Source organism: Neisseria sp. P0016.S008 (genome assembly GCF_051957775.1).
GTDB lineage: Bacteria > Pseudomonadota > Gammaproteobacteria > Burkholderiales > Neisseriaceae > Neisseria > Neisseria flavescens_B.
In genome coordinates this window covers 253,058-279,503 of record NZ_JBQCWB010000002.1, presented here as the reverse complement: position 1 = coordinate 279,503, position 26,446 = coordinate 253,058, and the positions used below count along the sequence as shown (strand labels likewise).

The window sequence follows — 26,446 nt, the reverse complement described above, 5'->3', positions numbered from 1 at the left end:
AATATTTAACCTAACCATAACCCTAATAAGGACTAAAACATGAAAACGACTAAACTCCTCGCCTCAGCCCTGTTGTTTGCCGCTGTATTCGGTACCGCACAAGCAGCCGATACAGAAACTCTGGAAGCCATGAAAGCGCAAAACGGCAGCGTTAAAACCGTTTTGATGGATGTCTTCACAACTCCTGCCGGCGATGTTGACCGCGTGAATATCATTCAATCCAGCGGCAATCCTGAAATGGACGAACGCGCAGTGAAAAGCGTTTCCAAATATCCTTATCCGAAACGCAAAACCGCATCTAAATACCAACATACCGTTACTTTTGAAACCAATGTTGAAGTAATCAACAACTGATTTGGACGTAAGGCCGTCTGAAAAACAGAAGGCGTTTTGATTGGGAAATTCCCTATCGAAACGCCGTTTTATTCTTTAAACAAGTATAACCAAAATTGCCGTAAAACCACACGTTCCGGTGCTATACTGAAACAAATAAACCGCTTCATCACACATCATGTCTCCCCGTCCAGTTACCATCACTTCCTACAATATGCACAAAGGCATGTCTGCGCTCAACCGCAAAGTGCAGGTCAACCGCATGGCTGACGCGCTGGGTGCATTGGGTTCGGACGTTTTGTTTTTACAAGAAGTCCAAGGACAACATCTCAACAGAAGCCGCCGTACCGACTTCCCCGATGCGCCGCATTACGACATCATCGGCGACAGCCTCGATTATCATCGCAGCTACGGCAAAAATGCCGTCTATCCCAAACGCCACCACGGCAACGCCATTCTCAGCCGCCTGCCGCTGAAAATGGAAAACAACCTCAACATCAGCGTCAACAAACTCGAACAACGCGGCCTGTTGCATTGCGAAGTCGTGCCTGAAGGCTGGGAAGATCCGCTGGTGTGTTTGTGTGTCCACCTCAACTTGCGTGAGCCGGACCGCCTCAAACAATACCGCGCCATCAGCGACTACGTTGGCCGATACATTCGTCCGGAAAGCCCGTTGATTATCGCCGGCGATTTCAATGACTGGCGGCAGAAATCAGCGCGTGAGCTGGGCAGGGCATTAGATTTGAACGAAGTATTTGTCGATAATACAGGCAAACGCCCCAAAACCTTCCCTTCGCGCCTGCCCATCCTCAGCCTCGACCGCATTTACACGCGCAATCTTGATGTCATCGATTCTGAAATCCACAACAGTAAAGACTGGCAGCATTTGTCAGATCATCTGCCATTGAGTGTAACGGTTAGACCTCATCGTAAAATGAATATGAAATCAGATAGAAAAATGTAAGGCTGAAATTTTTTTAAAAAACTATTTGGAATGTATCGAAAGAAAAAGTTTTTCACTCAGATATATTTGATATAAAAACAGGCCGTCTGAAATTTTTCAGACGGCCTGTTTAAGTTTATAAAAAAAAGCGCAAACCCTTTTATATCAAAAGTTTGCGCTTCAAATCTGGTGGAGGCGGGGGGAATCGAACCCCCGTCCGAAAGTCCTCTACAGAGCGTTCTACATACTTAGTTGTGTCTATTTAGAATCTCGTCCCCATCATGCCGACCAACAGGCCTTCAGGGAACCAGTTACCTTAAATCTCGTTTCCTGCCAAGTAACCCGACAGAAAACCAGTCAATGTAGAATGACGTTGCGGTAGCTTGCGCTACACAGCCCATTGACCAACTGCTGCAACGGCAGGCCTTAAGCGGCCAGTGCGTAAGTTTCGTCGTTTGCGACTATTTAAATTCAGTGTTTAACGGGAAATCTGAGATCCCGGTATGCCCGCATCTGCTTTGCAACCCCCGTCGAAACCAAGATCGCCCCCAGATAGGAAAAGTCGATTATACGCATGTCAGCGTGCTTTGCCAAGTTGCTGATTGAAAAGGCCGTCTGAACAGCAGTTTGCTTTTTCAGACGGCCTGTTTGGTTTAGGTTTATTGATGGTAGTTTTGCAAGAAGCGTTTGAGTTTGTCCATGGCTTCTTCGATTTGATGAACGGGCGGCAGGGTAACGATACGGAAGTGGTCGGGGCGTATCCAGTTGAAGCCTGTTCCTTGGACGAACAAGACTTTTTCACGCACGAGCAAATCGTAGACGAATTTCATGTCGTCATGAATGCCGTACATTTCGGTATCGATTTTGGGGAACATATACATCGCGCCCATTGGTTTGACGCAGGAAACACCGGGGATTTGGTTGATTAGTTCCCATGCCTTATTGCGTTGTTCCAACAGGCGGCCACCTGGCAGGATAAACTCGTTGATGCTTTGATAGCCGCCCAAGGCCGTCTGAATGGCGTGTTGCATCGGTGTATTGGCACACAGACGCATGGAGGAGAGCATGTCGAGGCCTTCGATATAGCCTTTGGCATGATGTTTCGGGCCGTTGAGCACCATCCAGCCTTGGCGGAAACCGGCCACACGGTAGGCTTTGGAGAGGCCGTTAAACGTAATGGTCAGCAAGTCGGGGGCGAGGGCGGCAATGTGATGGTGTACGGCGCCGTCGTAAAGAATTTTGTCGTAAATTTCGTCGGCAAAAATAATCAGGCCGTGTTTACGCGCTAGTTCGGCGATTTCCAGTAGGATTTCTTTGCTGTACACCGCGCCGGTAGGGTTGTTGGGGTTGATGACGACGATGGCTTTGGTTTTCGGCGTAATTTTGGCTTCTATATCGGCCAGATTCGGGAACCAGTCGTTTTCTTCGTCACACAAATAATGACGTACATTGCCGCCGGCCAGTGTCGCGGCGGCGGTCCACAGTGGATAGTCAGGTGCAGGAATCAGGATTTCATCGCCGTCATTGAGCAATGCCTGCATGGACATGGTAATCAGCTCGGATACGCCGTTGCCGATGTAAACGTCGTTGACGGTAACGTCGAGCAAGCCTTTGGTTTGATAGTAATGAACGATGGCTTTGCGTGCGGAATAAAGGCCTTTGGAGTCGCAATAGCCCTGCGCGGTCGGCAGGTTGCGGATCACGTCAACCAAAATTTCATCAGGTGCTTCAAAGCCGAACGGGGCAGGGTTGCCAATATTGAGCTTGAGGATTTTGTTGCCTTCTTCTTCCAGTTGCAGGGCTTTTTTATGAACCGGGCCGCGGATGTCGTAGCAAACGTGATCCAGCTTGGACGATTTGGGAAATTTCTCCATGATGTGTGTTCCGTAAAATTGTTAACAATGGGGGTAAATGTACTCTTTTTGCGGGTAAATTAAAAGCGTTTCAGACGGCCAAAGCTTACTTATTGCGCGCTTCGGCACGGCGAACCGTCACGCTTTTGCCGCCTATGCCCCAGTTGTCCATATCGATTTCGTCAATGACGACGACGGTTGTCTCAGGATTTTTGTTGAGAACGCGTGAGAGTAATTCGGTTACGCCGCGGATTAATTCGGCTTTTTGCTCTGTGCTCGGGGCTTCGCTGCCGCCGGTTACTTTGATGTTGACGTAAGGCATGGCTGTTTCCTTTTAAAATAGCGTTCATATGTTATCTTATTTTTATCAGGCCGTCTGAAATTTAATTGCAGGATTTTTCATTGCTCATGACTGCTTTTACAAAGAATTAAGTTTTTTGGAATAGATTGTTTTTACAATGCGGTTTTATTTTGGATGGATATCGTCATGAACCGTTTTCTTCAGACTTTGATTGTGGCTGCACCGATGGTAATTGCCGCGCCTTATGTGGCGGCGGAAACTCATCCGGCGCAAAAGCAGATGCAGCAGAACATTGATACCGTGTTGAAAATTGCACGTAATACGTCTTTAACAGAAGCGCAACGTGTGAAACAGGTTGAGCAGTATGCCAACCGTTATTTGGATTATGAGCGTATTTCGGCTTTGGCTGTCGGCGCGCCATGGCGTGAATTTTCTGCCAAACAGAAAACCGATTTTATCCGTGCATTTAAAGACATGGTAATTGCGATGTACTCGCATTCTGCACTGATTGGTGCGGCGGATGCAAATGTGCGCCTGTTGCCGAAGATGACGGCAAACGGCAATAAGTTTGACGTTTTCTCGGAAATTCAGACCAAAAAAGGCACCAAGTATGAAGTGGCCTACCAGCTTTACCAAAGCGGCGGTGCGTATAAGATTTACAACATCCGTGTGGACGGTACCAGCTTGGTAACGGTATATCGCAACCAATTTGGCGAGCTGATTAAGAGCAAAGGCATTGACGGTACAATTGCGACTGTCGAAGCCAAGGGCTTGAAGAAACAGTAAGGCAGATTAAGAAAAAGGCCGTCTGAATATTCAGACGGCCTTTTTCTGTTACGGGCTGATTAAGCACGTTTGCGGAATTCACCGGTACGGGTATCGATTTCGACTTTGTCGCCGTTTTCGATGTAAGACATCACTTGGATTTCAGTGCCGCCGACCAGACGTGCGGTTTTCATCACTTTACCGGAGGTATCGCCTTTAACGGCAGGCTCGGTGTATTCAACTTCGCGAACGATGATGGTAGGCAATTCTACGGAGATTGGGTTGCCTTCGTAGAAAGTTACTTCGCATACGTCTTCCATGCCGTCAACGATGAATTTCAATGCGTCGCCGATGTTGTCGGCTTCGATTTCGTATTGGTTGAATTCTTCGTCCATGAAGACGTACATTGGGTCGGCAAAGTAGCTGTAAGTACAGTTTTTGCGGGCCAAGATTACGACGTCGAATTTGTCGTCGGCTTTGTAAATGGTTTCAGAAGCGGCACCAGTCAGCAGGTTTTTCAGTTTCATGCTGACTTTGGCGGAAGAGCGACCGCCTTTGATGTATTCGGTTTTTTGAACAACCATAGGGTCGTTGCCAACCATAAATACGTTGCCGGCGCGCAGTTCTTGTGCTGTTTTCATTGTAGTTTTCCAATCAAATCGGTTGTAATAAAACGCGCTATTTTAGCGTATTTTTTTGTGCTTTGAAATAAAGGCGGCAAGTTTTTCAACGGCACTTTTTTGGGCAAAAAGTCTGTCCCGCCATTTTGTCGTGCTTTGCAGCCATTCGTTTTGGTGTGCCGTCAGGGTTTGCCATGCCTGCAGGCGTTGGCTGTCGCTGAGTGCTTCTCCGTTGTTGAGTTCGTCGGAAAGGTGGCGGTGTGCCGTGGCGACAACATCCGGATAAACCTGATGCGCTTTGTCCCAAAACGCGTGCAGCTTGTCGAGATGGATATTTTCTTCTTGCGGGTAGATGTGCCAAAAGAAAGGTTTTCCGGCAAGCTGGGCGCGAACAAAGCTGTCTTCGCCGCGTATGACGGCGCCGTCGGCAAGGTTGAGCAGTTTATCGAAATCCTGTTGGGGGACAAAAGGGATTTTGATCAGGGTAATGTGTTCGCTCTGATACATATCGCCGTCTTCAAGCAGGGCATTTTGCGGCACTAGGCCGCTGTTTTTCAGGCTGGTGATGATTTGTGTGCCTGCCAGCAGCAGGGTTATGGGTTGGCCGGCCTGTTGCCACATGGTCAGCCATTTTGCCCAAATATCGCTTTGATAGCCGAAAAGCAGCCATTCGGGCGCATTTTTTGCGGGAAGTTTGAGTTGTCGGCGTAAGGCTTCCTTGTCAAAGCGGACAGATTCGGCATAATCGCGTTCGCGCAACAGGCCGCCGCTTTTTTCGCTAAAACCCATAAACCAAAAATATTTCTGTATGCCGCCGGCTTGGGGCGAGGGCATTAAGTGCAGCCTCTCGTTGCTGTCTTCCGCGCTGAGGTATTCCCAGTTAAGCCAAAGTGGTCGGTGTCGGCGGATGATGGTTTGAACGTTGTCGGGCAGTTCGCAGGCGAAGGTTTCGATGACGATATCGGGGGTAGGGGCTGTATCGGTATCTTCGGCATGGTCGGCTTGCCAAGCGTGAATGCCGATGCCTTGATGGATATTGGGAATCGAGGCTAAGTCAGGGCAGAGTGCCTGAAGGGATGGGAAGTCGTCTGTCCATAAATGCACTTGCCAGCCGAGTTCGCGTTGCAAAATACGCGCCAGCCGCCATGAAACGCCGATGTCGCCGAAGTTGTCGATGACGTTGCAGAAAATCCAGCAGGTATAAGGTGGGGTGGTGTTCATGGAAAAATATGCCTAAGGCCGTCTGAAAACATCAGAATGCGCCGAAATAGTGGAACAAATAAACAATCAGCAAAACAATCGGGATAAACATCAAAATGCTTTGCCGTTTCAATTCAGGCTCTTGTTTGAGGTGGTGTTTGATGACGTCAAAGAGGACGAATTTAAATAGGAACGTGGCTTCGCAGGCAAGGATGATGCCGTTGATGAGGTGTTGCGTTTTGTCTTCGGGCGGGTTGAGGGCAAACCACAAAAGGGTGGCAAGCGGAATCAGGCAGACAACGAGCCAGCGCAGGAGGATGGGTTTGGACATGGTGTGCGTGCAAGAAATAAAAAGGGCATTATACCCTGTCGTCTTTCAGACAAGTGCAAATCAGGCTATCATTCGTTTTATTTGAAGCGAACATTTATCCTTATGCAAACCCAAGCCATCATCCGCCATATTGTTCAATGGCTCAAAGATTACGCCGAGCAGGCGCGTGCCAAAGGTTTTGTCGTCGGCGTATCCGGCGGCATCGATTCTGCCGTGGTTTCCACCCTTGCCGCTCAAACCGGTTTGTCGGTTTTGTTGTTGGAAATACCGATTCGTCAGAAATCCGACCAAGTCAACCGCGCGCAAGAACACATGGGCCGTCTGAAACAGCGTTATCCCAATGTAAAAGCGCAAAGCGTCGATTTGACCCAAACTTTCGATACGTTTGCCGATACCGTTGACGTCAGCGAAACCGAATTTCCCAACAAACAGCTGGCACTTGCCAATGCACGCAGCCGCCTGCGCATGACGACGCTTTATTATTACGGCCAGCTGCATGGTTTGCTGGTGGCGGGGACGGGCAATAAAATTGAAGATTTCGGCGTCGGTTTCTTCACTAAATACGGCGACGGCGGCGTGGACATCAGCCCGATTGCCGATTTGACCAAAACTCAAGTGTACGCGTTGGCAGCCGAGCTGGACGTATCAGAAGACATTCAAAAAGCTGTACCGACGGACGGCCTTTGGGATACTGAGCGTACCGATGAAGAACAAATGGGCGCATCTTATCCCGAACTCGAATGGGCGATGAGCGTGTACGACAGCCACAAGCCTGAAGATTTTGAGGGCAGACAGCGCGAAGTTTTGGCAATCTATACCCGATTGCACAAAGCCATGCAGCACAAAGTCAATCCGATTCCGGTTTGCAAGATTCCGGAAGAATTATTTTAAGTTTGAACATCAAAATGCCGTCTGAAAACGCTGGATTAAGGTTTTCAGACGGCCTTTTATATTTTATTTCAATAAGAATTGGGAATATGCTTGAAAAACAGCATCATCAAATACCAAAACAGCGTAGCCGTCGCCGCGCCCAGCAATACCCACGCGCTGATTTTGGCGATTTCACGAATGGTGCGCTTTTGTTGGCGGCTGAACAAACGGTTCACAATCAATGCCGCTATGGCGCAAAAGAAAAAAAATCGCAAAAGCCTGCCTATCATTCCACATTCTCCCAAAAATATTGCCTTTAATCAGGGCAGGCCGTCTGAAGCCTCATGCACAAAACAAAAACGAAACGTTATAATACCCCTTTGCCGCTTCACTTGGAAATTACAAATGACAACAAATGCCTCAGTGGGCATTGTAACGCCCCAGAAAATCCCGTTTGACATACCGCTTGCTCTGGAAAACGGCAAAACCTTACCCCGTTTCGACCTGATGGTTGAGACTTACGGCACACTCAATGCCGACAAAAGCAACGCCGTCCTGATCTGCCACGCCCTGTCAGGCAATCATCACGTTGCTGGCAAGCACAGTGCGGAGGATAAATACGCCGGTTGGTGGGACAATATGGTCGGCCCTGGCAAACCCATCGATACCGAACGCTTTTTCATTGTCGGTTTGAACAACTTGGGCGGCTGCGACGGCAGTACCGGCCCTTTGTCCGAAAATCCTGAAACCGGCCACGAATATGGCGCGGATTTTCCGGTTGTAACCGTCAAAGACTGGGTGAAGTCCCAATCCATGCTTGCCGATTATCTCGGCATTCAAAAATGGGCGGCCATTGTTGGCGGCAGCTTGGGCGGTATGCAGGCATTGCAATGGACGATTTCTTTGCCTGAACGCGTTGCTCATGCGCTCGTCATCGCTTCTGCGCCTAAACTTTCCACGCAAAACATCGCGTTTAACGATGTTGCCCGTCAAGCTATTTTGACCGATCCCGATTTCCATGAAGGCAATTACCGCAGCCATCATACCGTTCCTTCACGCGGTTTGCGTATCGCGCGCATGATGGGGCACATCACCTATCTTGCCGAAGATGGCTTGGGTAAAAAATTCGGCCGCGATTTAAAATCAGACGGTTATCAATACGGCTATGGCGTTGAATTTGAAGTGGAATCTTATCTTCGCTATCAAGGCGACAAGTTTGTCGGTCGTTTTGATGCCAACACTTATCTGCTGATGACCAAGGCACTTGACTACTTCGACCCGGCTGCCGATTACGGTCACAACCTCACGCGCGCCGTGGAGAATGTGCAGGCCAAGTTTTTTGTGGCCAGCTTTAGCACCGACTGGCGCTTCTCGCCGCAACGTTCGCACGAATTGGTCAAGGCATTAATCGCCGCGCAAAAATCCGTGCAATACATTGAAGTCAAATCCAATCATGGCCACGATGCTTTCTTGATGGAAGATGAAGCCTATATCCGCGCGGTTACCGCTTATATGAACAACGTTTACAAGGACTGCCAAAAATGAATCTGCGCGACGATTTGCAACTCATTTACGATTGGATACCCGAAGGCAGCCGCGTACTCGATTTAGGCTGCGGCGACGGCGAACTGTTGGCCGCGTTGGTGGAACATAAAAATTGCACCGGCTACGGCGTTGAAATCGATACCGACAGCGTGATTGCCGCCATATCCCGCGGCGTAAACGTCATTCAAGCCGATTTGGAAGAAGGTTTGGTGGCTTTTGGTGATCAAAGTTTTGATGTGATTGTCTTGAGCCAAACCATTCAGGCGATGCAGAACACGGAAAAAATCCTGCGCTGCCTGATGCGTGTGGCCAAGCAGGCCATCGTCAGCTTCCCTAACTTCGGCTACTGGCGCAACCGCTTTCAACTCGCCATCGGCGGCCATATGCCGGTTTCCGAGCGCATGCCGTATCACTGGTACGATACGCCCAATATCCATTGGTGTACTCTCAAAGACTTCGATTTATTGTGTGCCAAAAATAAAATCCGCGTGCTGGAGCGTGCGGTAATGACCGGCAATAAACAGATTAAACATCTGCCGAATTTATTAGGCAGTCTGGCGTTTTATCGCGTAGGTTGATTGCGGTTATCAATAAAGGCCGTCTGAACAGGTAATCACGAAAGCATGGCTTTTGCGGATACCTGTTCAGACGGCCTTTTTTGTTAAAGCCGGTTTAAGCCTGTTTCAATTTTTCCAATAAGGCCAAACTGCCGGCATCGACCAGACGGTAGGTTTCGTCAAAGTCGCCTGTATACCACGGGTCGGGAACGTGGTTGTAACCTGAATCGGGGATAAGGTCGGTCAGTTTGAAGATTTTGCCGGGGTGGAAACCGAGCTGCTTTTCTGTTTCTCTGAGGTTGTTGTCGTCCATCACGATGATGTAGTCGAAATGTTCGGCATCGCTGGGTTTGATTTTGCTGCTGGTAAAGCCTGACGGGTCGATGCCGTGTTGCTTGAGTGCGCGGCGCGTGCCTTCGTGCATGTCTTCTCCGTCGTGCCAGCCTGATGTGCCTGCGCTGGCTGTAATGACGGCATTACCCATGCCTGCTTCGCGGGCGCGGTGGCGCAGGACGTATTCGGCCATGGGGGAGCGGCAGATGTTGCCGAGGCAGACGAAAAGGATTTTGTGGGTTTTCATATGCGTGAAAATGAGCGGTAAGGTTTGAAAATAAATGCAACACGCTAAACCGTTTTCAGACGGCCTTGGCGTGTTGCATTTTCAATTTAGTTTACATTGCTGAAGAAAGGATTATGGCCTTCCAGTTTCAAAGCTTGGGCATAAGTAGGGATGTTCTCGTTTTCGCCCAATGGGTTGTGCAGCAGGTAGAGGTGCTCGATTCGGCATTCGGCCATCAGGTCGAGGAAGTTTTGCTGAACGATGGCGATATTGTCGGTTGAGGCCAGCTCCCATGTGAAGGTCTGCGGAACGATTTCAAACGCGCTGTCTGTCGCGTTGAAGCTGAACTGGAGCTTGCCGCCCGCTTTTGCTGCGGCAACAACGCCGACACGCGGGCTTTGCATACGGATGGCGCGGATAGCGTTGGTAGCAAAAACGTCCATGGCCATGCGTTGGCGGGTGTGGCTGCCGTCGGTAAGCGCGTCAAGCGGCGTATTGGGCGAGAGCGGGTTGGTAAAGAGAGTAACGCCGTCAAGGGCGAGATGCTCTTGCCAAACCTGCATCAATGGCAGGCCTGCCTGTTGCAGGTTGAGGCCCAAGGCCGTCTGAATGTCTTTATTGCCGTAGCCCAGCGCGTAAACAACATGGACGGATTGACCTTCGGGCAGCGTCAATGGTTTGTATTCGAATTTTTGCAGGAATGCGCCTGCCGCTTCATCGTTTTGTTTGGCTTGGAACCACTCGCCCGGGGTAACGCTGCTCAAGTCGGTAGATTGGACGAGGTAAGGCAGCCATTGCGTGTTTTGCGTGAGGGCGCGCAGGTTAGGGTAGTTTTGCAGGCAGGCGAAGAGGGCTTCGGTAGGCAGCGTGAGCGGCAGGGTTTGTTCTTTTTTGCAACCGGCGACCAAAACGACAGGCAGGGCAAACCATTGGGCTTCGTTATCGTTTTCCGCCTTCAGGACTTCGCCCACGCTTTGAATCAGGCTGGTGTAAGTGCCGACATCGGGCGCCATGGTCATCGCCAATGAAAGGTTGATGTAATGGTTTTGGCTGAGCATGGTGCGGATTTCGGTTTGCAGTTGGCCGGCCGAAAGTTTGCGTGATGCGGAGGAGGAGTTGTGCGCCAGCTGATAGGCATTGAGCAGAAGGTAGTTTTTGATAGGGCTCTGCGGATAAGGGCGGGTATCTGGAAGAACAAAGGTTTTCATGACGGTTTGAAGTGTTGTGTTGTAAGTGTGGCGATTATAGCAATTTAGTCAGTCGGTGTGCTTGTTAATCAATTAAATTCAACTGGCGATAGGGGATACGCTTCATTTTTGCACGGTTTAAGTATCGGCATTTTCTAAGTTGAGGAGGGTAAATACCCGATGTGTTATAATCCATGACCAAACATAATTCAGAAAGGAACAAAATCATGCGCTTGCTTCATACTATGCTGCGTGTCGGCAATCTCGAACGTTCTTTGGATTTCTATCAAAACGTATTGAACATGCAACTGCTGCGCCGCCGTGATTATCCTGAAGGCCGTTTTACTTTGGCTTTTGTCGGTTATGGCGATGAGGCGGACCATACTGTTTTGGAACTGACCCACAACTGGGATACCGAATCTTACGATTTAGGCGATGCTTACGGCCATATCGCGATTGAAGTCGATGATGCTTACGCCGCGTGCGAACGTGTCAAAGAAATGGGCGGTAAAGTGGTACGCGAAGCCGGCCCGATGAAACACGGTACGACTGTGATTGCATTTGTCGAAGATCCGGACGGCTACAAAATTGAATTTATTCAAAAGAAAAGCGGTAGCGATTCGGTGCAATATTCATCTTAATCAGTGGATCATATTTTACCTCAAGTTGAATTTAAACGGATTCCTGGCTTTGATAAATTACCAAAACATGTTTAGAACGAATTAATGAATCATCCTAAGAATTTGCAACCTTTACCAAAATACTTAAATTCTTCAAAAGGATCTAAAATAGAAACTGGTACTTCTGGTTGGGCGCACTATGTTAAGGAAGGGAAAGATATTTCGCCTAACTACAGAAAATTCCTTGCTCGAAGACAAGAAATGATGCGAGATTTAGTTAATAAGAAAATTAAGGAAATAAGCAAAGGGAAATAGATATGAAGTTTTTCAATAAAGATGATTTAGAAAAACATTTTACTTATGTTTTTTATAGTTTTAAAAATATTGAACATGATAAATTAAACATAGACGATATTACTCGAGAGTATGATGGGCTTAATTTTTTAAATTCAGGAGAGGTTAATAGTAAATTAATATCCTCTTTTAAAAATATCATGCCAATGACATGTAAATATTTAACTAAAGGGAAATTCTTTTATGCAATAGAAAAATCAGAAATTCCAGTTATGGATGATATTACACAATTTGGCATCATTATTAATGATGTGGTGTACTATATTAAATATAACCCATATCATGATAGAGGTTTAGAGGAAGTAGCCTTTATTCCTCAGGAAATCCTTGATTCATGGCTATACCTTAGTAGTAGATGGTGTAGTGCAGAAAGTATTGTTCCTAATATTTATAAGAGCAATCTTCCGTCACTTCTCTTGATGCCTCTTCATTCAATTATAGAAGGTTTTGAAGATAGCCATGGCGTTGCTCTTCCTGAATATACTGAATTTTTAGAGCAGAAATTTCATCATGCTTTTAGACAAAGCTATGACGATGATAAATTCAATGATAGCGAAAAATATTTTGAATTAAGATGTTTACTAGATACCCGTTCCAATGACGATTGGAGTAAAACAGGATATCAATTATTTGTGTCTTCACATAATGATGAGCGTAATGTTTATGTGATACCAAGAGCGGATGTGATGGGTATTAAAAAGTTAACGAATCCAGCAGAGGTAATAGATCGTTATGCCGCTCATTTATTCTCACGTGCTGAGGGCGAATTTGACTTTATGCAATATGCAGAAGATTTTTAGTTATTTGTAGCTAAACTGATTGAAAGTGCGGTTAAAAATTATCCCGTTTTTAACCGCACTTTATTTTCAGCAGACATAAGATAATGGAAAAGGCCGTCTGAACATTCAGACGGCCTTTTTTGATCAGCCCAACTGTTTTTGCTTTTCTCTCAACAGGGCGTGTACGTGAAGCGCGGTCGCGTAGCGGTCTTCTCCCGCTTCAATCGGATCGAGGAAATGCAGCTCGACCGTACTGGAAGGCTGGCTGATGACCATGCAGATGGATTGCCAGAGGCTGATGTCGCCGTAGTAGGCAGTGTGCGGATTGGGGCTGCTGCCGTCCGAATTCGGGTAGCGGCAGAGTGCCGGAATAATCGGTACGCCTGCATCATAGGCCGTCTGAAAAAAGCTGGGTTTGAACGGCAGGATTTCACGGCCTTCGGTACTGGTGCCTTCGGGGAAAATGGTGACGGTATCGCCGTTTTTCAGTGCTTCGGTCACGCCTGCAATTTTGGCGGTGTTACCTTTGATGCCGCGGTTGCGCGAGACGTAAACTGTTTGCGCCTGTGTGGCGAGATAACCGACCACCGGCCATTTGGCCACATCGTCTTTAGCTACAAAACGGCCGGGAAATGCGCCGTTGACCGCCATGATGTCCAACCATGAAATATGGTTGCTGATAATTAGCTGACCACGATCTTCTTGCGGTGGCGTGCCGAAAGTTTGCAGTTTCATGCCGCAGGAAGCAAGCACGCGCAGCGACCATAATTGGATTGCGCGCAGTTTGCGTTTGCTGCTGTAAAAGGGAAACAGAAAAAACATTTCGGCCATGCCGTACAAAAGGCAGCCGGCAATACAGAGAAGACGGAAGATAAAACGGATTTTGGCGGTCATTGTGTGTGTTTTTTTTTATAAAGATTAGGCAGGCCGTCTGAAGTTTCAGACGGCCTTTTATTATGAATCGGTTTTAGGGGCAAAACGCTGCAAGTAGCGGTCGGAAAGGTGGCTGATGTCCATCATGATCAGCACATCCGCGCAGTTGAATGCTTCATCGACGCAAGGCTCGCCGCAGAACCACGCGCCTGCTTTGAGATAGCCTTTGATCAGTGCGGGTACAGGCGGATTTTCAGACGGCGTGATGCTGTCCCATTTGAGCGGGTTGAGCGGTTTGACGCGCCATTGTTCCGGAGCGAGGTATTTGTCTTTCAAAGCATGATACAGGCCCGCCGCATCGTTGCCGCCGTCGCGCATTTCGATACTGCCACAACCAATCATAAAGCGCAGGTTTTCGTCTTTCATGAATTTGACCAAACCGGTCCACAACAGCATAACCAAGCCGCCGTTGCGGTAGTCCGGATGGGTACAGGCGCGGCCGAGTTCGACGGTTTGCGGTAGAATGTTTTTCAAAGGCTCAAGATCAAATTCATGCTCGCTATACCAGCCGCCAACTTTTTTTGCGGTTTCTTCGGTAATCAGGCGGTAGCAGCCGATTACCTCGCCGGTTGCATCGTCGAAGGCAAGCAGGTGGTGGCAATGTTCATCATAAGGATCGACATCGCGGCCGTCATCGCTTTCGATTTCCGCACCCAATTCTTGGGCAAAAACCTGATAGCGCAATCTTTGGGCGGCTTCGATTTCAGCTTGGGTTTCTGCAAGGCGTACGCTCAGGCCGATTTTGGGGCCCGTTTGATTGAAACGGCTGGGGGACATGATGTTTCCTGTTTGAAGAAAATGGCTGATTATAGCGGATATACGGACAGATTTATATTGATTTGCTTTGCGGTAGGGCAAATTATGTCGGGTTGTTGGAAAAAGGCTTCAGGCCGTCTGAATTTGGCATGAGAAGCGGTAGAAGCGTAAAATCAACGTTTTTGCCGCTTTTTTATTATGGAAACCTCTTTCCTGCTTGCCGGAAAAATTACCGAGCTGACGCTGATTGTTTTGATGGGCGTGGCCTTGGTGAAGGCAGGGCTGTTGAAATCGGAAAACAGCTACACGCTCTCCGTTATCGCGCTTTACCTGATCAGCCCATCCGTCATGATTCACGCCTTTCAGATGGACAATACGCCGCAGATTATCGAAGGGCTGAAGCTTTCCGTCATGCTGGCGGTGTTTTTCCATGTGGTGTTGATTGTTTTGGGCAGGTTGTTTAAACACTTGTTCAAACTCGATGCGCTCGAACACGCGGCGACGGTGTACAGTAATTCGGGCAACCTGATTATCCCTTTGGTGATGTCGGTCTTTGGTGCGGAATGGGTGATTTACACCAGCGGTTTTATTATGGTGCAGACGTTTTTGTTTTGGACGCATCTGCGCCTGTTGATTTGCGGCCGCGGCAATGTGGCTTGGAAAACCATTTTTACCAATATCAACATTTTATCCATGCTGGTCGGGCTGCTGATGTTTACCTTTCAAATCAAGCTGCCGCATATTGTCGATAATACTTTGGCAACGGTGGGCGGCATGATTGGCCCAGTTGCCATGTTGGTAGCGGGCATGCTTTTGGCTTCTTTGCCGCTGCGCTCGATTATGTGGACGCCGAGGCTTTATCTTGTTGCTTTTTTAAGGCTGATTTTGATTCCAGTATTATTGCTTTTTGCCGTTAAAGTTTGTGGTTTTGCCCATCAGGATGCGCATGCGGATACGGTTGTTTTAATCAGCTTTTTGGCAACGACTTCGCCTGCCGCAGCGACAGTTACCCAAATGGCGGTTGTTTACGGTAAAAATGCCCAAAAAGCCAGCGCGATTTATGGGCTGACGACCTTGCTTTGTGTGGTAACCATGCCGGTGATGATTGCGTTATATCGTTGGATTATTTAAGAAAAGGGCAGGCCGTCTGAAACGTTGGCATTATGTTTCAGACGGCCTGTTTGTTATTTTAAATTTGAAAATAACTTTTATTATCAATTAATTAAACAATTAAAAAACTATACAAAGCTGATTGCTGCGTGTATCCTTACGCCTAACATTCATTCAATATAAATCTTTAAAGGAACACAGCCATGACCGACTTTACCCTTTGGGAAACCGCGCCTTTCAATTCTACGATTGACCATATCCTGCAACGTTATCACAACGTTCACCGCGCCCAGTTTGAAGAGTTGGTACCGCTGGCGCAAAAAGTGGCGCAGGTTCATGCCGATACTTTCCCTGCCGAAGTGGCCGATTTGTTGGCATATATGCAAAACGAGCTGTTGATGCACATGATGAAAGAGGAGCGCATGTTGTTCCCGATGATTAATCAAGGCGTGGGCCGTGGTGCGGCAATGCCCATCAGCGTGATGATGCACGAACATGAAGAACATGACCAAGCCATCGCGCGTCTGGAAGAGTTAACCAACAATTTTGAGCTTCCCGAAGGCGCTTGCGGCAGCTGGACTCGTTTGTACACATTGGCCAAAGAGATGGTGGACGATTTGAAAGACCATATCCACTTAGAAAATGAAATTTTCTTCCCCCGCGTTTTGGCTTCTTAAAATTTGCGGTTAATCAAGGCCGTCTGAATGTTCAGACGGCCTGTTCTTTAATCCCTTGCTAAGTTAGTACAATAGTTCTAAAATTTTAATAAAGAAGAAACAAAATTAGGCAGTAAAGGCACACATCCGTTCTTTTGTTTACTTAAGAAGGAGTTTATGAATGAAACATTCTAAAGTTTTACTATCGGGTATTCTGTTTGCCGCTGTGACTGCGTGCGCCCAAACGACGGGCGGTGACTGGAGCGCTCTGCAGGATGCGAAAACAGGCGTGCAGTCGCGGCCTTATTATGAATTTGGCAGTGTACTGCAGAAGATTTCTTTTAAGAAAACCGGTAATCCGGAAAATGGTCTGAAAAAGCCTGTCTTGACGGTGTATCGTCAGGGCAAGCTGTTGGGCGAAGCATATAATTTGGAAGCCTATCATGGCACCCCCTTGTTGCCAACCCTGTTTTTGGTAAACGGCAAGTCATTAAATATCAATGACGGCAACGATAGAAAACTGTTGGCTTCTGCGAAGAGAATCGATTTTTACGATTTCGGGCGTAGCCGGATCGGCCATGCAGTCTTTACCGCGCCTAACGGCATCTGTCAGGATATGAAACACGGCAAAGGCGTTTCCTATAAGCTGGTTACCAACTATATTGATTTTCCGGATTATCCTTCTCCTGAAAATATCTTGATTATTACTGCGCAAGGCAAATATGAGCAAGACGGTTTCATATTAGATTCTACCGAGTCAAGGGTGACCAGTGCCAATAAAGAATTTGCCAGAAAATATGGCGAAGCCCTGAAATCTAAGAATGGCCCTGAGACCAGACAGGTAAACATGGCTAATGCAGCCAGTGCGGAAAAAGGCAGACTGTTGGCTGATTATGTATGTAGGTGATGAGATCAAAGGCCGTCTGAAATTCAGACGGCCTTTTTTTAATCATGAATGCATCTCTTGTTCAAACGACAGCAGAATGTGTTTCACTTCATCCGCTTCTTTGACGGCGCGGATGCGGTCAAACAATACCTGCGCCTGTTCAAACTCTTTTTTCATCATGCCCAGCCACTGTTTCAAACGGGCAACCGGATATTTGTTGTTGGCTTCTTTGGCAAGGCACAAGTCGAAGAATTGGACTATCCATGAAGAGACTTCGGCAAAGTCGGTATCTTTGACTGTTTCGCCGTTTTCATATTGCTTGATCTGCCGCGCTAAGTCAGGACGGATAACGGCGCCGCGCCCGAGCATCACGCTGTCGCAGCCGCTGATGGTTTTAATATCGAGATAGTCTTGAAGGCTGAACACATCGCCGTTGGCGGTAACGGGAATACTGACTGCATCGCGGATTTTGCGAACCCATTCCCAATGTGCCGGCGGTTCGTAGCCTTCGACTTTGGTGCGCGCATGGACGGTTAACGCGCATACGCCGCCGTTTTCAATCGCGGAAGCGCATTCCAATGCCAGATTTTTGTCTTCATAACCGAGTCGCATCTTTGCCGTCAGCGGAATGTGTTGCGGCAGGCGTTGGCGCAGGGTGTGGACGATGTGGTAAATCAAGTCCGGCTCTTTGAGCAAGACCGCACCGCCTTTGTGTTTATTGACCGTCGGCGCGGGGCAGCCGAAGTTGAGGTCGATTTTGTCCGCACCGAAACGCACGGCTTCCAAAGCATTGACGGCCATGTTTTTCGCATCGCTGCCCAAAAGCTGGACAGTACAGGGCGTGCCGGCCGGCGTGCGGTTGGCATGGGCGATTTCGGGAACATATTTAAGCCAAGTGGCGCGTGAGTGAACCGTGTGCGTAATGCGGATAAATTCGCTGACGCATTCGTCAAATCCGCCAATACGCGTCAACAGGTCGCGCATCACATCGTCCACCAGCCCCTGCATGGGGGCAAGAATAAGCTGCATGAGTCAGGTCGTCTGAAAAAAGGAGGACATATTGTAGCGGTATATCGGTTAAAATACAGCTTCCTTTTTCAGACGGCCTTTTTTATGATGCACACAATTCCGGCAACCGCCGCCATGTTGGTAAAAAATTCAGAACGTTATCTTTCAGAAGTTTTGAGTGCGTTGAAAGACTTTGACGAAGTCCTGTTGTTGGACAACGGCTCGACCGACCGTACTTTTGAAATTGCCAAGGGCTTTTCCAATGTCAGCTATTACAAGCATGACTTTATCGGATTTGGCCCGATGAAAAATCTTGCGGCCAGACTGGCGCAAAATGATTGGATTTTCAGCATAGACAGCGATGAAGTGGCGGATGAGACTTTAATCGAATCGATTCGTACGGCCGTTTTGGAAAATGAGAAGGAACATATTTTTTCGCTTTCCCGTCTGAACCATTACCACGGCAGACTGGTTAAAGGCTGCGGTTGGTATCCGGATATTATTCCGCGCCTTTATCATCGAAGATTTACCCGTTTTTCCGACCGTCAGGTGCATGAGTCTTTAGTGTTGCCTCAGGAAGCCAAAGTCAGACAACTTGATGGCCGTCTGAAACATTATTCTTTTGAAAACGCCGAAGGGCTGATTCAGAAAATGCAGCAGTACAGCTCGCTGTATGCGGAAGAAAACCGCTTCAAGAAAGACAGTTCGCCGTTTAAGGCTTTGCTGCATGGCGGCGTATCGTTTATGAAAAATTACCTGCTCAAGCGCGGTTTTGCCTATGGGGCGGACGGGCTGACGATTTCGGTGTCCAATGCACAAGGTTCGTATTACAAATATGTCAAACTCTACGAGCGCAACCGCACGATAACCGTCTCCCTCATCATCACCACTTACAACCGCCCCGATGCTTTGGAGCTGGTGTTGAAATCGGCTTTATCGCAAACCCGTCTGCCGGATGAGATTATTGTTGCGGATGACGGCTCAAGGCAGGGAACCGCCGAAGTGGTTGATTTTATCCGCCGCAGGACAAGCATTCCTGTTAAGCATTCATGGCAGCCGGATAGGGGTTTTCGTGCCGCCGAATCGCGCAACCGTGCGCTGGCGCAGGCGAAAAGCGATTATATTGTGTTGATTGACGGCGATATGGTTTTGGATCCGTCTTTTATCGCCGATCATTTGAAGATTGCCCGCAAAGGCCGTCTGATACAGGGTTCCCGCGTGATTTTGACCGAAGAAAAAACGCAGGATATTTTAGACGAAGGCGATTTACCTGCCTTGTCTATGTTCAGCTCGGGAATAGAAAAACGGCTTTCCGCTCTGCGCTGCCGTTGTTTAGCCAAATTGGCAGGCCGAAAAGGCAACCGCAAACACAAAGGCATCAAAACCTGCAATATGGGCTTTTTCCGCAGCGATGCGCTTGCCGTCAATGGGTTTGACAATAGCTTTGTCGGTTGGGGCAGGGAAGACAGCGAATTTGTCGCCCGTTGCTATCATAACGGTATGAAACGCCATAATTTGAAATTTGCCGGCATTGCGTATCATCTCTGGCACAATGAGGCAGAACGCGATTCCTTGCCGCAAAACGATGCCTTGTTGGAGGCAACTTTGTCGGAACGCAAAATCCGCTGTGTTCATGGCGTATCGGATTTTATAAAAGATGAAGAAGTAGCCGGAAAATAGCCTTATCATCTTTTTAAGTCATAGAGGCCGTCTGAAAATTTTCAGACGGCCTTTTTTGTATTTTTAAAAGCTTAGCAGTTAAATGAGAATATTATTTATTTGATATAAATCAGTATGTATAGTTCGGTAAAGTATGGTTAGGAAAGAGGGTTTGCTCTATAATTCGAACGTTTGTAATTTTATTTCGGTCAAGGCCGGATTTTGGGAGTTGTGATGTCAACTATGTTTTTTATCCAGTTTGCCGTTGTGCTGCTGTGTATCCTGATTGGTGCGCAGGTTGGCGGTATTGGTTTGGGCGTGCTCGGCGGTATCGGCTTGGCCGTATTGTCTTTTGGTTTCCATCTTCAGCCGACCAGCCCTCCGATTGATGTGATGCTGATGATTATGGCGGTAGTATCTGCCGCCGCGGCCATGCAGGCTAGCGGTGGTTTGGACTATATGATTAAGATTGCCACGCGCGTGTTGCACCGCAACCCGAAATACATCACCTTTATCGCGCCGGCGGTAACGTACACCTTCACCGTGTTGGCAGGTACGGGCCATGTGGCTTACTCGGTCTTACCCGTGATTGCCGAAGTCAGCCGCCGCAATGGCATCCGTCCTTCCCGTCCTTTGACAATGGCGGTTATCGCTTCCCAATTTGCGATTGTCGCCAGCCCGATTGCCGCCGCCGTTGTTGCCTGCGTCTCCATGCTTGAGCCGCAACACATCACGATGGCGGATGTGTTGAAAGTGACCGTTCCGTCCACGATTTTGGGTATCGGTTTGGCTTGCGTGTTCGTAAACAAACTGGGCAAAGAATTGAAAGACGATCCGCATTATCAGGCTTTGTTGAAAGACCCGAACTATGTGAAAGAATACATCGATGTGGAGGAGCAAAAAACCGATGTCGCCATTTCGCCGAAAGCCAAATTGTCGGTCGGTATTTTCTTGACTGCGGCATTGCTGGTGGTTGTGATGGGTGCGCTGCCTGAGCTGCGTCCTGCTTTCGAACACGATGGCGCGATCAAGCCTATGGGTATGGCGCATACGATTGAAATCGTGATGTTGTCTGCTTCTGCACTGATTATTTTGGCGTGTAAACCCAATGGCGATGCGATTACCCGAGGCTCGGTATTCCACGCCGGTATGCGTGCCGTGATTGCAGTGTTTGGCGTGGCTTGGTTGGGCGATACTTTGATGAACGGCCACTTGGCAGAAGTGGAATCGACCGTCAGCCATTTGGTCGAATCTGCACCATGGACTTTTGCCTTTGCCCTGTTTGTCTTGTCGGTATTGGTCAACAGCCAAGGCGCGACAGTGGCAACGCTGTTCCCAATCGCCATCAAACTGGGTATTCCTGCGCCCATCATTATCGGCACATTTGTTGCGGTAAACGGCTATTTCTTCATTCCGAACTACGGTCCGATTATTGCCGCTATCGACTTCGATACAACCGGCTCGACCAAAATCGGCAAATTTATCTTCAACCACAGCTTCATGATTCCGGGCCTGTTGAGCATGGCATTCAGCTTAGCCATCGGTTTGTTGTTGGTTCAGGTGTATTATTGATAGGCTGAAAAAATAAGGCCGTCTGAAATTAAATTTCAGACGGCCTTTTTGATATTGTTATTCGTGAGCTTAATTGCAGTATTTATTAACGTCGTTTTGGTATTGTTTAATTAGGCTGTCGCGATTGGCCAAGCGTGCGCTTTCGGCGACTTGGCGGTTGATTTTGGCGATTTTGCAGTTTTCCAGCTTGTTTTGGCGGTTTTGCTCTTCGATTTTTTTATTGCGCTCTTCGATTTGTTTGTTTTGTTCTGCAACCTGTTCGTTGGGCTGCTCGGCAACCGGCTCAGATGCCGCAACGGCAGGCGCAACGGCAGGTTTGACGTTGTGCGTGCGGATGTTGACCACACCGGAACGCTTCGGTTGCAGACGGTTTGGCGTATCGGAATAGCTGTTGCCCGATGTGCTTTTCCAAGTGTAAACCTCGGCCGCGCCGGTCAGAGCGGCGGAAGAGAGAAGGGCTGCTGTCAGACAGGTTTTGAGTACGGAAGATTTCATGGGTTTCCCTTATGTAAATGATGTTCTCATCCAATCTATTTTACTTGAAACTGCAATGCGTTGGCATATTTTTGTACCGCAGATCAAATCATGTAAAAAAATAACGTTAAAACGTGTATTGCCAATGTTAGCATCAAGCCGGTGTGATATAATGCCGTGCATCTTGCACAAACTGAAAGACCGAGCATCATGCGTATTGTAGAAAAAGCCTATACTTTCGACGACGTTTTGTTGGTTCCAGCGCACTCAAACGTGCTGCCTCGAGATGTCAAACTTCAAACCAAACTCACCCGCGATATCACGCTCAACCTCCCTCTACTTTCTGCTGCAATGGATACCGTTACCGAAGCGCGTCTGGCCATTTCTATGGCTCAAGAAGGCGGCATCGGCATTATCCATAAAAACATGACGCCGGAGTTGCAAGCGCGTGCTGTTTCCAAAGTGAAGCGCCATGAGAGCGGCGTGGTGAAAGATCCCGTTACCGTTGCGCCGACCGCATTGATCCGCGAAGTCTTGGAAATGCGCGCACAACGCAAACACAAAATGTCCGGTCTGCCTGTTGTTGAAAACGGCAAAGTGGTCGGTATCGTGACCAACCGCGACCTGCGTTTTGAAAACCGTGTCGATCTGCCGGTTTCTGCCATCATGACCCCCCGCGATCGTTTGGTTACCGTTCCTGAAGGTACCAGCATCGATGAAGCCCGCGAAATCATGCATGCGCACAAAGTTGAGCGTGTTTTGGTATTGAACGACCAAGATGAACTCAAAGGTCTGATTACAGTTAAAGATATTCTGAAAACAACCGAATTCCCTAATGCCAACAAAGATGCCGAAGGCCGCCTGCGCGTCGGTGCCGCGGTAGGTACCGGCGGCGATACCGAAGAGCGCGTCAAAGCATTGGTGGAAGCCGGTGTGGACGTGATTGTGGTCGATACTGCCCACGGCCATAGCCAAGGCGTTATCGATCGCGTGCGCTGGGTCAAAGAAACTTATCCGCACATCCAAGTCATCGGCGGCAACATCGCGACTGCCAAAGCCGCCTTGGATTTGGTCGCTGCAGGTGCGGATGCCGTTAAAGTCGGTATCGGCCCGGGCTCGATTTGTACGACCCGTATCGTGGCCGGCGTGGGCGTGCCTCAACTGACTGCGATTCACAATGTTTCCGAAGCCTTGAAAGGTACCGGCGTTCCCCTGATTGCCGACGGCGGTATCCGCTTCTCCGGCGATATTGCCAAAGCTCTGGCAGCAGGTGCATACAGCGTCATGCTCGGCGGTATGTTTGCCGGTACGGAAGAAGCACCGGGCGAAATCGAACTCTACCAAGGCCGCTCTTACAAGTCTTACCGCGGCATGGGTTCGTTGGGTGCGATGAGCCAAGGTTCTGCCGACCGCTATTTCCAAGACAAAACCGACAGCACAGACAAATATGTTCCTGAAGGCATCGAAGGCCGCGTGCCTTACAAAGGCCCGATTGTGAACATCATCCACCAGCTGACCGGCGGTCTGCGCTCCAGCATGGGTTACTTGGGTTGCGCCAATATTGCTGAAATGCACGAGAAAGCAGAATTTGTGGAAATCACTTCTGCCGGTATGAGCGAATCTCACGTTCACGACGTACAAATCACTAAAGAAGCACCTAACTACCATCGTTAAACCAGTATAAAAAGGTCGTCTGAAAATATTTCAGACGGCCTTTCTGTTTTTATAAGGTTTTAAAAATGAAGCAAATATTGCTTGCAGCTGTTTGGTCTGATGTTTCAGGTTGGGTATTTGCAGAACTTGCCGAATAAATTGGGAAGACAAACGTTTCATGCGCTGAAATGACATGTATCAACCAGTACGTTTTGAGCTGAGCGATTAAACCGAGTTTCAGACGGCCTTTTAAAAATCGTATTACAATAAGCCAAAATTAAAAACACATTCCATTATGTCCAAAAAAATCCTGATTATTACCCCAAGCTGGATTGGCGACTGCGTCATGACCCAACCGCTTTATCGCCGTTTGCATGAGCTGCATCCCGGCTGCACCATTGATGCTTTTGCACCCAAATGGTCGATGGCCGTATTTGAGCGTATGCCTGAAATCAACCGTGTGATGGAAAATCCGTTTGGACATGGTGCGTTGGAATTGAAAAAACGCTGGCGTATCGGGCGTGAATTGGGAAAAGAAGGCTATGATCAAGTGATTGTTTTGCCCGGTTCGCTCAAATCCGCCATTATTGCCTTGGCTACGGGCATTAAGCAGCGTACGGGCTACGTCGGCGAGTCGCGCTATTTTTTACTGAACGATATCCGCAAGTTGGATAAGGCAGCATTGCCTCTGATGGTTGACCGCTATACTGCGCTGGCGCATCCGACCCAAGCGGATTTTAACGGGCATTCAGATAATCCCTGTTTCACGATTGATCCCGAAAGCCGTCAAGCCGCTTTGGCAAAACATGGTTTGACGACGGATAAACCGATTTTGGCATTTTGTCCCGGTGCGGAATATGGCCCGGCCAAGCGTTGGCCTGCGCGTCATTTTGCCGAACTCGGCCGCCGATATTTGGCCGAGGGTTGGCAGGTTTGGCTGTTTGGTTCGCAAAAAGATTTTGATATTGCAGATGAAATCAACCGACTTTCAGACGGCCTGTGTACCAATCTTTGCGGCAAAACCAATCTTCCGGAGGCGATTGATCTGTTGTCTTGCGCCGATACGGTCGTGTGCAACGACAGCGGTCTGATGCACCTTGCGGCCGCGCTTGATCGGAAATTGGTTGCGGTTTACGGCTCATCCAGCCCTGACCATACGCCGCCTCTAAGCCAAAAGGCAAAAATCGTCAGCTTGAATTTGGATTGCTCGCCTTGTTTCAAACGCGAATGTCCGTTGGGGCATACGGATTGTTTGAACAAACTGACGCCGGATATTGTGCAAAAAGCGGCGGAAGAGCTGGCTCGTTCTTAGATGGAAAGCAGCAAAGGGCGGATTTGAATCTGCCCTTTTAATTTTTATTACTTCGATTTATTAACAAAAGGCCGTCTGAAAATCATATTTCAGACGGCCTTTTTTTGTCAGTTGGAATCAATACATCTGATTATTTTTGATGCAGATTATAAACGTATTCCACTTCTTCGCGGCTGCCCATGAATACGGCAACACGTTGGTGCAGGCCAGTAGGTTGGATGTCGAGCATGGCTTCGATGGCGTTGTTTGATGCGCCGCCGGCCTGTTCCATAAGCAGGCTCATCGGGTTGGCTTCGTACATCAGGCGCAGTTTGCCCGGTTTGGATGGATCGCGTTTGTCTTGCGGATACATGAATACGCCGCCGCGCATCAGGATGCGATGGATTTCGGCAACCATGCTGGCTACCCAGCGCATATTGTAGTTTTTGCCGCGTACGCCGGTTTCGCCTGCCAGCAATTCGTCAATGTATTGTTGAACAGGGGCAAACCAGTGTCTTTGGTTGGACATATTGATGGCGAATTCTTTAGTGGATTCAGGAACGCGCGGATTTTCTTTGGTCAACAGGAATTGGTTGGCATCGTCCAGAGTGAAGACAAATACGCCGTGACCGACAGTCAGTACCAGTTGGGTTTGCGGACCGTATAAAACATAACCTGCAGCCACTTGGTCGCGGCCTTTTTGTAGGAAGGACTCGGTAGTCAATGCGCCTTCAGGTTTTGCCAAAATGGAGAAAATGGTGCCGACGGAGATGTTGACGTCGATATTGGAAGAGCCGTCCAGCGGATCAAACAATACCAAATAGTCGCCGTTTTCGTGTGTGGCGACATAGGTGTCTTCTTCTTCGCTGGCAAGGCCTGCGATGTTAGCATTGGCTTTTAAAACATCAATCATGATGTTGTTGGCGATGACGTCAAGTTTCTTTTGGTCTTCGCCTTGGATGTTGCCGGTACCTGCCATGCCCAAAACGCCGGAAAGCGCGCCGAGGCGGACTTTGGCGTTGATGTCCAAACAGGCGGCGACCACGGATTCCAATACGCTCGCCAGCTCTTGCGGCAGTTTGTGTTCGGGTAGGTGTTGGGCTAAGAATTGGTTCAATGTATTCATGGTTTCACTCTTTTTCTAAGTTTGAATCGAATATTTTTCAATTTCAGGCCGTCTGAAAACGGCGTGTTCATTTGGTTTTGCTGTCGGCCATGCCTAAAACTTCTTTAGTGCAGGCGATGCTGGTGTCTTTGATGCGTTTTTTCAGCTCGTCGCTCATGGAGTCGCTACCGCCCAAAAGCGATGTCGCTTCTTCAGGATTGATTTGGTCGACTGTTTTTTCGCCGATGCAGCGGCAGATTTTTTCAGTGGTCGCGGAATCAAACGGGCTTTTTCCTGCGGCTTTTTCTACGCAGGCTTCGGTTGCCGAGCGGACAAATTCGGTGCGGAAACTTTGGGTAAATTCTTCTTTAAATTCGTTTTTTACTGATTCGCTGCACGCGCAAAGCAGGAGCGTGCAGGCTAGGGGTGTGCGTATATTCATGAGGGACGGTCGTTAATTGTTATGTTGTGAATTGTAGTGGAAAAAGGCTTAAGTATAAAGGGTTAAGGTTGTCTGAACAGGTCT

At 48.4% G+C, this 26,446-nt stretch carries 30 protein-coding genes and 1 other RNA gene; 16 read left to right on the top strand and 15 right to left on the bottom strand.

Features of this window, described 5'->3' with window-relative positions; all coding sequences use genetic code 11:
* Positions 1–39 precede the first annotated feature (39 nt).
* Complete coding sequence (locus tag ACTHS8_RS03625) at positions 40–354, top strand: TonB family protein (protein ID WP_004519868.1); 315 nt, start codon at positions 40–42, stop codon at positions 352–354.
* Between the two features lie 157 nt (positions 355–511).
* Positions 512–1,297 carry an endonuclease/exonuclease/phosphatase family protein gene (locus ACTHS8_RS03620; RefSeq protein WP_440372995.1) on the top strand — a complete coding sequence of 262 codons (786 nt, stop codon included), beginning with the start codon at positions 512–514 and terminating at the stop codon, positions 1,295–1,297.
* Positions 1,298–1,463: 166 nt separating this feature from the next.
* Here the strand turns inward: ACTHS8_RS03620 and ssrA are convergent.
* From ssrA to ACTHS8_RS03605, 3 genes are all read right to left on the bottom strand, one after another.
* Positions 1,464–1,826, bottom strand: a transfer-messenger RNA (tmRNA) gene (gene ssrA / locus ACTHS8_RS03615).
* 109 nt (positions 1,827–1,935) lie between these two features.
* Positions 1,936–3,150: a pyridoxal phosphate-dependent aminotransferase gene (locus ACTHS8_RS03610; protein ID WP_003685291.1), complete on the bottom strand. Its 1,215-nt coding sequence runs from the start codon at positions 3,148–3,150 to the stop codon at positions 1,936–1,938.
* Between the two features lie 85 nt (positions 3,151–3,235).
* A complete protein-coding gene (locus ACTHS8_RS03605; protein ID WP_137040913.1) occupies positions 3,236–3,451 on the bottom strand; it encodes a tautomerase family protein in 216 nt (71 codons plus the stop codon).
* 165 nt (positions 3,452–3,616) lie between these two features.
* On the opposite strand from ACTHS8_RS03605, the gene ACTHS8_RS03600 reads away from it, so the two are divergent.
* Positions 3,617–4,216, top strand: coding sequence for an MlaC/ttg2D family ABC transporter substrate-binding protein (locus tag ACTHS8_RS03600; RefSeq protein ID WP_070632918.1), 600 nt, complete (start codon positions 3,617–3,619; stop codon positions 4,214–4,216).
* 59 nt (positions 4,217–4,275) lie between these two features.
* Here the strand turns inward: ACTHS8_RS03600 and efp are convergent, their stop codons facing one another.
* From efp to ACTHS8_RS03585, 3 genes are read right to left on the bottom strand one after another with little or no spacing between them, the layout of a single operon-like run.
* A complete protein-coding gene (gene efp / locus ACTHS8_RS03595; protein WP_049351376.1) occupies positions 4,276–4,836 on the bottom strand; it encodes an elongation factor P in 561 nt (186 codons plus the stop codon).
* 42 nt (positions 4,837–4,878) lie between these two features.
* Positions 4,879–6,036, bottom strand: coding sequence for an elongation factor P maturation arginine rhamnosyltransferase EarP (earP, locus tag ACTHS8_RS03590; RefSeq protein ID WP_311459833.1), 1,158 nt, complete (start codon positions 6,034–6,036; stop codon positions 4,879–4,881).
* 31 nt (positions 6,037–6,067) lie between these two features.
* On the bottom strand, positions 6,068–6,346 hold the full coding sequence (locus ACTHS8_RS03585; protein ID WP_063075455.1) for a hypothetical protein: 279 nt from the start codon (positions 6,344–6,346) through the stop codon (positions 6,068–6,070).
* A 102-nt stretch (positions 6,347–6,448) separates the two neighbouring features.
* Between ACTHS8_RS03585 and nadE the strand changes: the two genes are divergently transcribed.
* Complete coding sequence (gene nadE / locus ACTHS8_RS03580) at positions 6,449–7,237, top strand: NAD(+) synthase (RefSeq protein WP_254342924.1); 789 nt, start codon at positions 6,449–6,451, stop codon at positions 7,235–7,237.
* Between the two features lie 68 nt (positions 7,238–7,305).
* Here the strand turns inward: nadE and ACTHS8_RS03575 are convergent, their stop codons facing one another.
* Positions 7,306–7,506, bottom strand: coding sequence for a protein MIGRI (locus ACTHS8_RS03575; protein ID WP_440372994.1), 201 nt, complete (start codon positions 7,504–7,506; stop codon positions 7,306–7,308).
* A 115-nt stretch (positions 7,507–7,621) separates the two neighbouring features.
* Between ACTHS8_RS03575 and metX the strand changes: the two genes are divergently transcribed.
* Both metX and metW read left to right on the top strand, forming a co-directional pair.
* Positions 7,622–8,761 carry a homoserine O-succinyltransferase MetX gene (gene metX / locus ACTHS8_RS03570; RefSeq protein ID WP_440372993.1) on the top strand — a complete coding sequence of 380 codons (1,140 nt, stop codon included), beginning with the start codon at positions 7,622–7,624 and terminating at the stop codon, positions 8,759–8,761.
* On the top strand, positions 8,758–9,339 hold the full coding sequence (gene metW, locus ACTHS8_RS03565; RefSeq protein ID WP_440372992.1) for a methionine biosynthesis protein MetW: 582 nt from the start codon (positions 8,758–8,760) through the stop codon (positions 9,337–9,339). The genes metX and metW overlap by 4 nt, the downstream gene beginning before the upstream one ends.
* Before the next feature lie 94 nt (positions 9,340–9,433).
* On the opposite strand, the gene ACTHS8_RS03560 is transcribed toward metW, so the two are convergent.
* Both ACTHS8_RS03560 and ACTHS8_RS03555 read right to left on the bottom strand, forming a co-directional pair.
* Positions 9,434–9,898 (bottom strand): low molecular weight protein-tyrosine-phosphatase, encoded by a 465-nt coding sequence (locus tag ACTHS8_RS03560; RefSeq protein ID WP_003685247.1) that lies wholly within the window; start codon positions 9,896–9,898, stop codon positions 9,434–9,436.
* A gap of 86 nt (positions 9,899–9,984) precedes the next feature.
* Entirely contained in the window at positions 9,985–11,085 is a 1,101-nt protein-coding gene (locus ACTHS8_RS03555; RefSeq protein ID WP_063075459.1) for a hypothetical protein, read from the bottom strand.
* A gap of 206 nt (positions 11,086–11,291) precedes the next feature.
* On the opposite strand from ACTHS8_RS03555, the gene gloA reads away from it, so the two are divergent.
* The 3 genes from gloA (at position 11,292) to ACTHS8_RS03540 (ending at position 12,838) form a co-directional block, all read left to right on the top strand.
* A complete protein-coding gene (gene gloA / locus ACTHS8_RS03550; protein WP_003685011.1) occupies positions 11,292–11,705 on the top strand; it encodes a lactoylglutathione lyase in 414 nt (137 codons plus the stop codon).
* 84 nt (positions 11,706–11,789) lie between these two features.
* Positions 11,790–11,999: a hypothetical protein gene (locus tag ACTHS8_RS03545; RefSeq protein WP_063075460.1), complete on the top strand. Its 210-nt coding sequence runs from the start codon at positions 11,790–11,792 to the stop codon at positions 11,997–11,999.
* 2 nt (positions 12,000–12,001) lie between these two features.
* Complete coding sequence (locus tag ACTHS8_RS03540; RefSeq protein ID WP_440372991.1) at positions 12,002–12,838, top strand: hypothetical protein; 837 nt, start codon at positions 12,002–12,004, stop codon at positions 12,836–12,838.
* A 123-nt stretch (positions 12,839–12,961) separates the two neighbouring features.
* Here the strand turns inward: ACTHS8_RS03540 and ACTHS8_RS03535 are convergent, their stop codons facing one another.
* Together ACTHS8_RS03535 and ACTHS8_RS03530 are read right to left on the bottom strand one after the other, a co-directional pair.
* Entirely contained in the window at positions 12,962–13,711 is a 750-nt protein-coding gene (locus tag ACTHS8_RS03535; RefSeq protein WP_440372990.1) for a lysophospholipid acyltransferase family protein, read from the bottom strand.
* 60 nt (positions 13,712–13,771) lie between these two features.
* Positions 13,772–14,527 carry a GNAT family N-acetyltransferase gene (locus ACTHS8_RS03530; RefSeq protein ID WP_070632807.1) on the bottom strand — a complete coding sequence of 252 codons (756 nt, stop codon included), beginning with the start codon at positions 14,525–14,527 and terminating at the stop codon, positions 13,772–13,774.
* Positions 14,528–14,704: 177 nt separating this feature from the next.
* Between ACTHS8_RS03530 and ACTHS8_RS03525 the strand changes: the two genes are divergently transcribed.
* From ACTHS8_RS03525 to ACTHS8_RS03515, 3 genes are all read left to right on the top strand, one after another.
* Positions 14,705–15,637 (top strand): AEC family transporter, encoded by a 933-nt coding sequence (locus tag ACTHS8_RS03525; RefSeq protein ID WP_440372989.1) that lies wholly within the window; start codon positions 14,705–14,707, stop codon positions 15,635–15,637.
* A gap of 182 nt (positions 15,638–15,819) precedes the next feature.
* Positions 15,820–16,293 (top strand): iron-sulfur cluster repair protein DnrN, encoded by a 474-nt coding sequence (gene dnrN / locus ACTHS8_RS03520; protein ID WP_003681045.1) that lies wholly within the window; start codon positions 15,820–15,822, stop codon positions 16,291–16,293.
* Between the two features lie 160 nt (positions 16,294–16,453).
* A complete protein-coding gene (locus ACTHS8_RS03515) occupies positions 16,454–17,179 on the top strand; it encodes a hypothetical protein (RefSeq protein WP_440372988.1) in 726 nt (241 codons plus the stop codon).
* 42 nt (positions 17,180–17,221) lie between these two features.
* Here ACTHS8_RS03515 and ACTHS8_RS03510 read toward each other — a convergent pair whose 3' ends face one another.
* Positions 17,222–18,187 (bottom strand): tRNA dihydrouridine synthase, encoded by a 966-nt coding sequence (locus ACTHS8_RS03510; RefSeq protein WP_440372987.1) that lies wholly within the window; start codon positions 18,185–18,187, stop codon positions 17,222–17,224.
* Between the two features lie 84 nt (positions 18,188–18,271).
* On the opposite strand from ACTHS8_RS03510, the gene ACTHS8_RS03505 reads away from it, so the two are divergent.
* Together ACTHS8_RS03505 and ACTHS8_RS03500 are read left to right on the top strand one after the other, a co-directional pair.
* Entirely contained in the window at positions 18,272–19,846 is a 1,575-nt protein-coding gene (locus ACTHS8_RS03505; protein WP_440372986.1) for a glycosyltransferase family 2 protein, read from the top strand.
* A gap of 222 nt (positions 19,847–20,068) precedes the next feature.
* A complete protein-coding gene (locus tag ACTHS8_RS03500) occupies positions 20,069–21,397 on the top strand; it encodes an anaerobic C4-dicarboxylate transporter family protein (RefSeq protein WP_440373063.1) in 1,329 nt (442 codons plus the stop codon).
* 69 nt (positions 21,398–21,466) lie between these two features.
* Here ACTHS8_RS03500 and ACTHS8_RS03495 read toward each other — a convergent pair whose 3' ends face one another.
* The gene (locus ACTHS8_RS03495) at positions 21,467–21,892 is read right to left on the bottom strand and encodes a DUF4124 domain-containing protein (RefSeq protein ID WP_440372985.1); all 426 of its coding nucleotides are present in this window, start codon (positions 21,890–21,892) and stop codon (positions 21,467–21,469) included.
* 189 nt (positions 21,893–22,081) lie between these two features.
* On the opposite strand from ACTHS8_RS03495, the gene guaB reads away from it, so the two are divergent.
* Positions 22,082–23,545 (top strand): IMP dehydrogenase, encoded by a 1,464-nt coding sequence (gene guaB / locus ACTHS8_RS03490; RefSeq protein ID WP_440372984.1) that lies wholly within the window; start codon positions 22,082–22,084, stop codon positions 23,543–23,545.
* A 274-nt stretch (positions 23,546–23,819) separates the two neighbouring features.
* Entirely contained in the window at positions 23,820–24,836 is a 1,017-nt protein-coding gene (gene waaF, locus ACTHS8_RS03485; RefSeq protein WP_440372983.1) for a lipopolysaccharide heptosyltransferase II, read from the top strand.
* A 130-nt stretch (positions 24,837–24,966) separates the two neighbouring features.
* On the opposite strand, the gene ACTHS8_RS03480 is transcribed toward waaF, so the two are convergent.
* A complete protein-coding gene (locus ACTHS8_RS03480; protein WP_440372982.1) occupies positions 24,967–25,941 on the bottom strand; it encodes a class 1 fructose-bisphosphatase in 975 nt (324 codons plus the stop codon).
* Between the two features lie 67 nt (positions 25,942–26,008).
* Complete coding sequence (locus ACTHS8_RS03475; RefSeq protein WP_101755551.1) at positions 26,009–26,362, bottom strand: hypothetical protein; 354 nt, start codon at positions 26,360–26,362, stop codon at positions 26,009–26,011.
* Positions 26,363–26,446 lie beyond the last annotated feature (84 nt).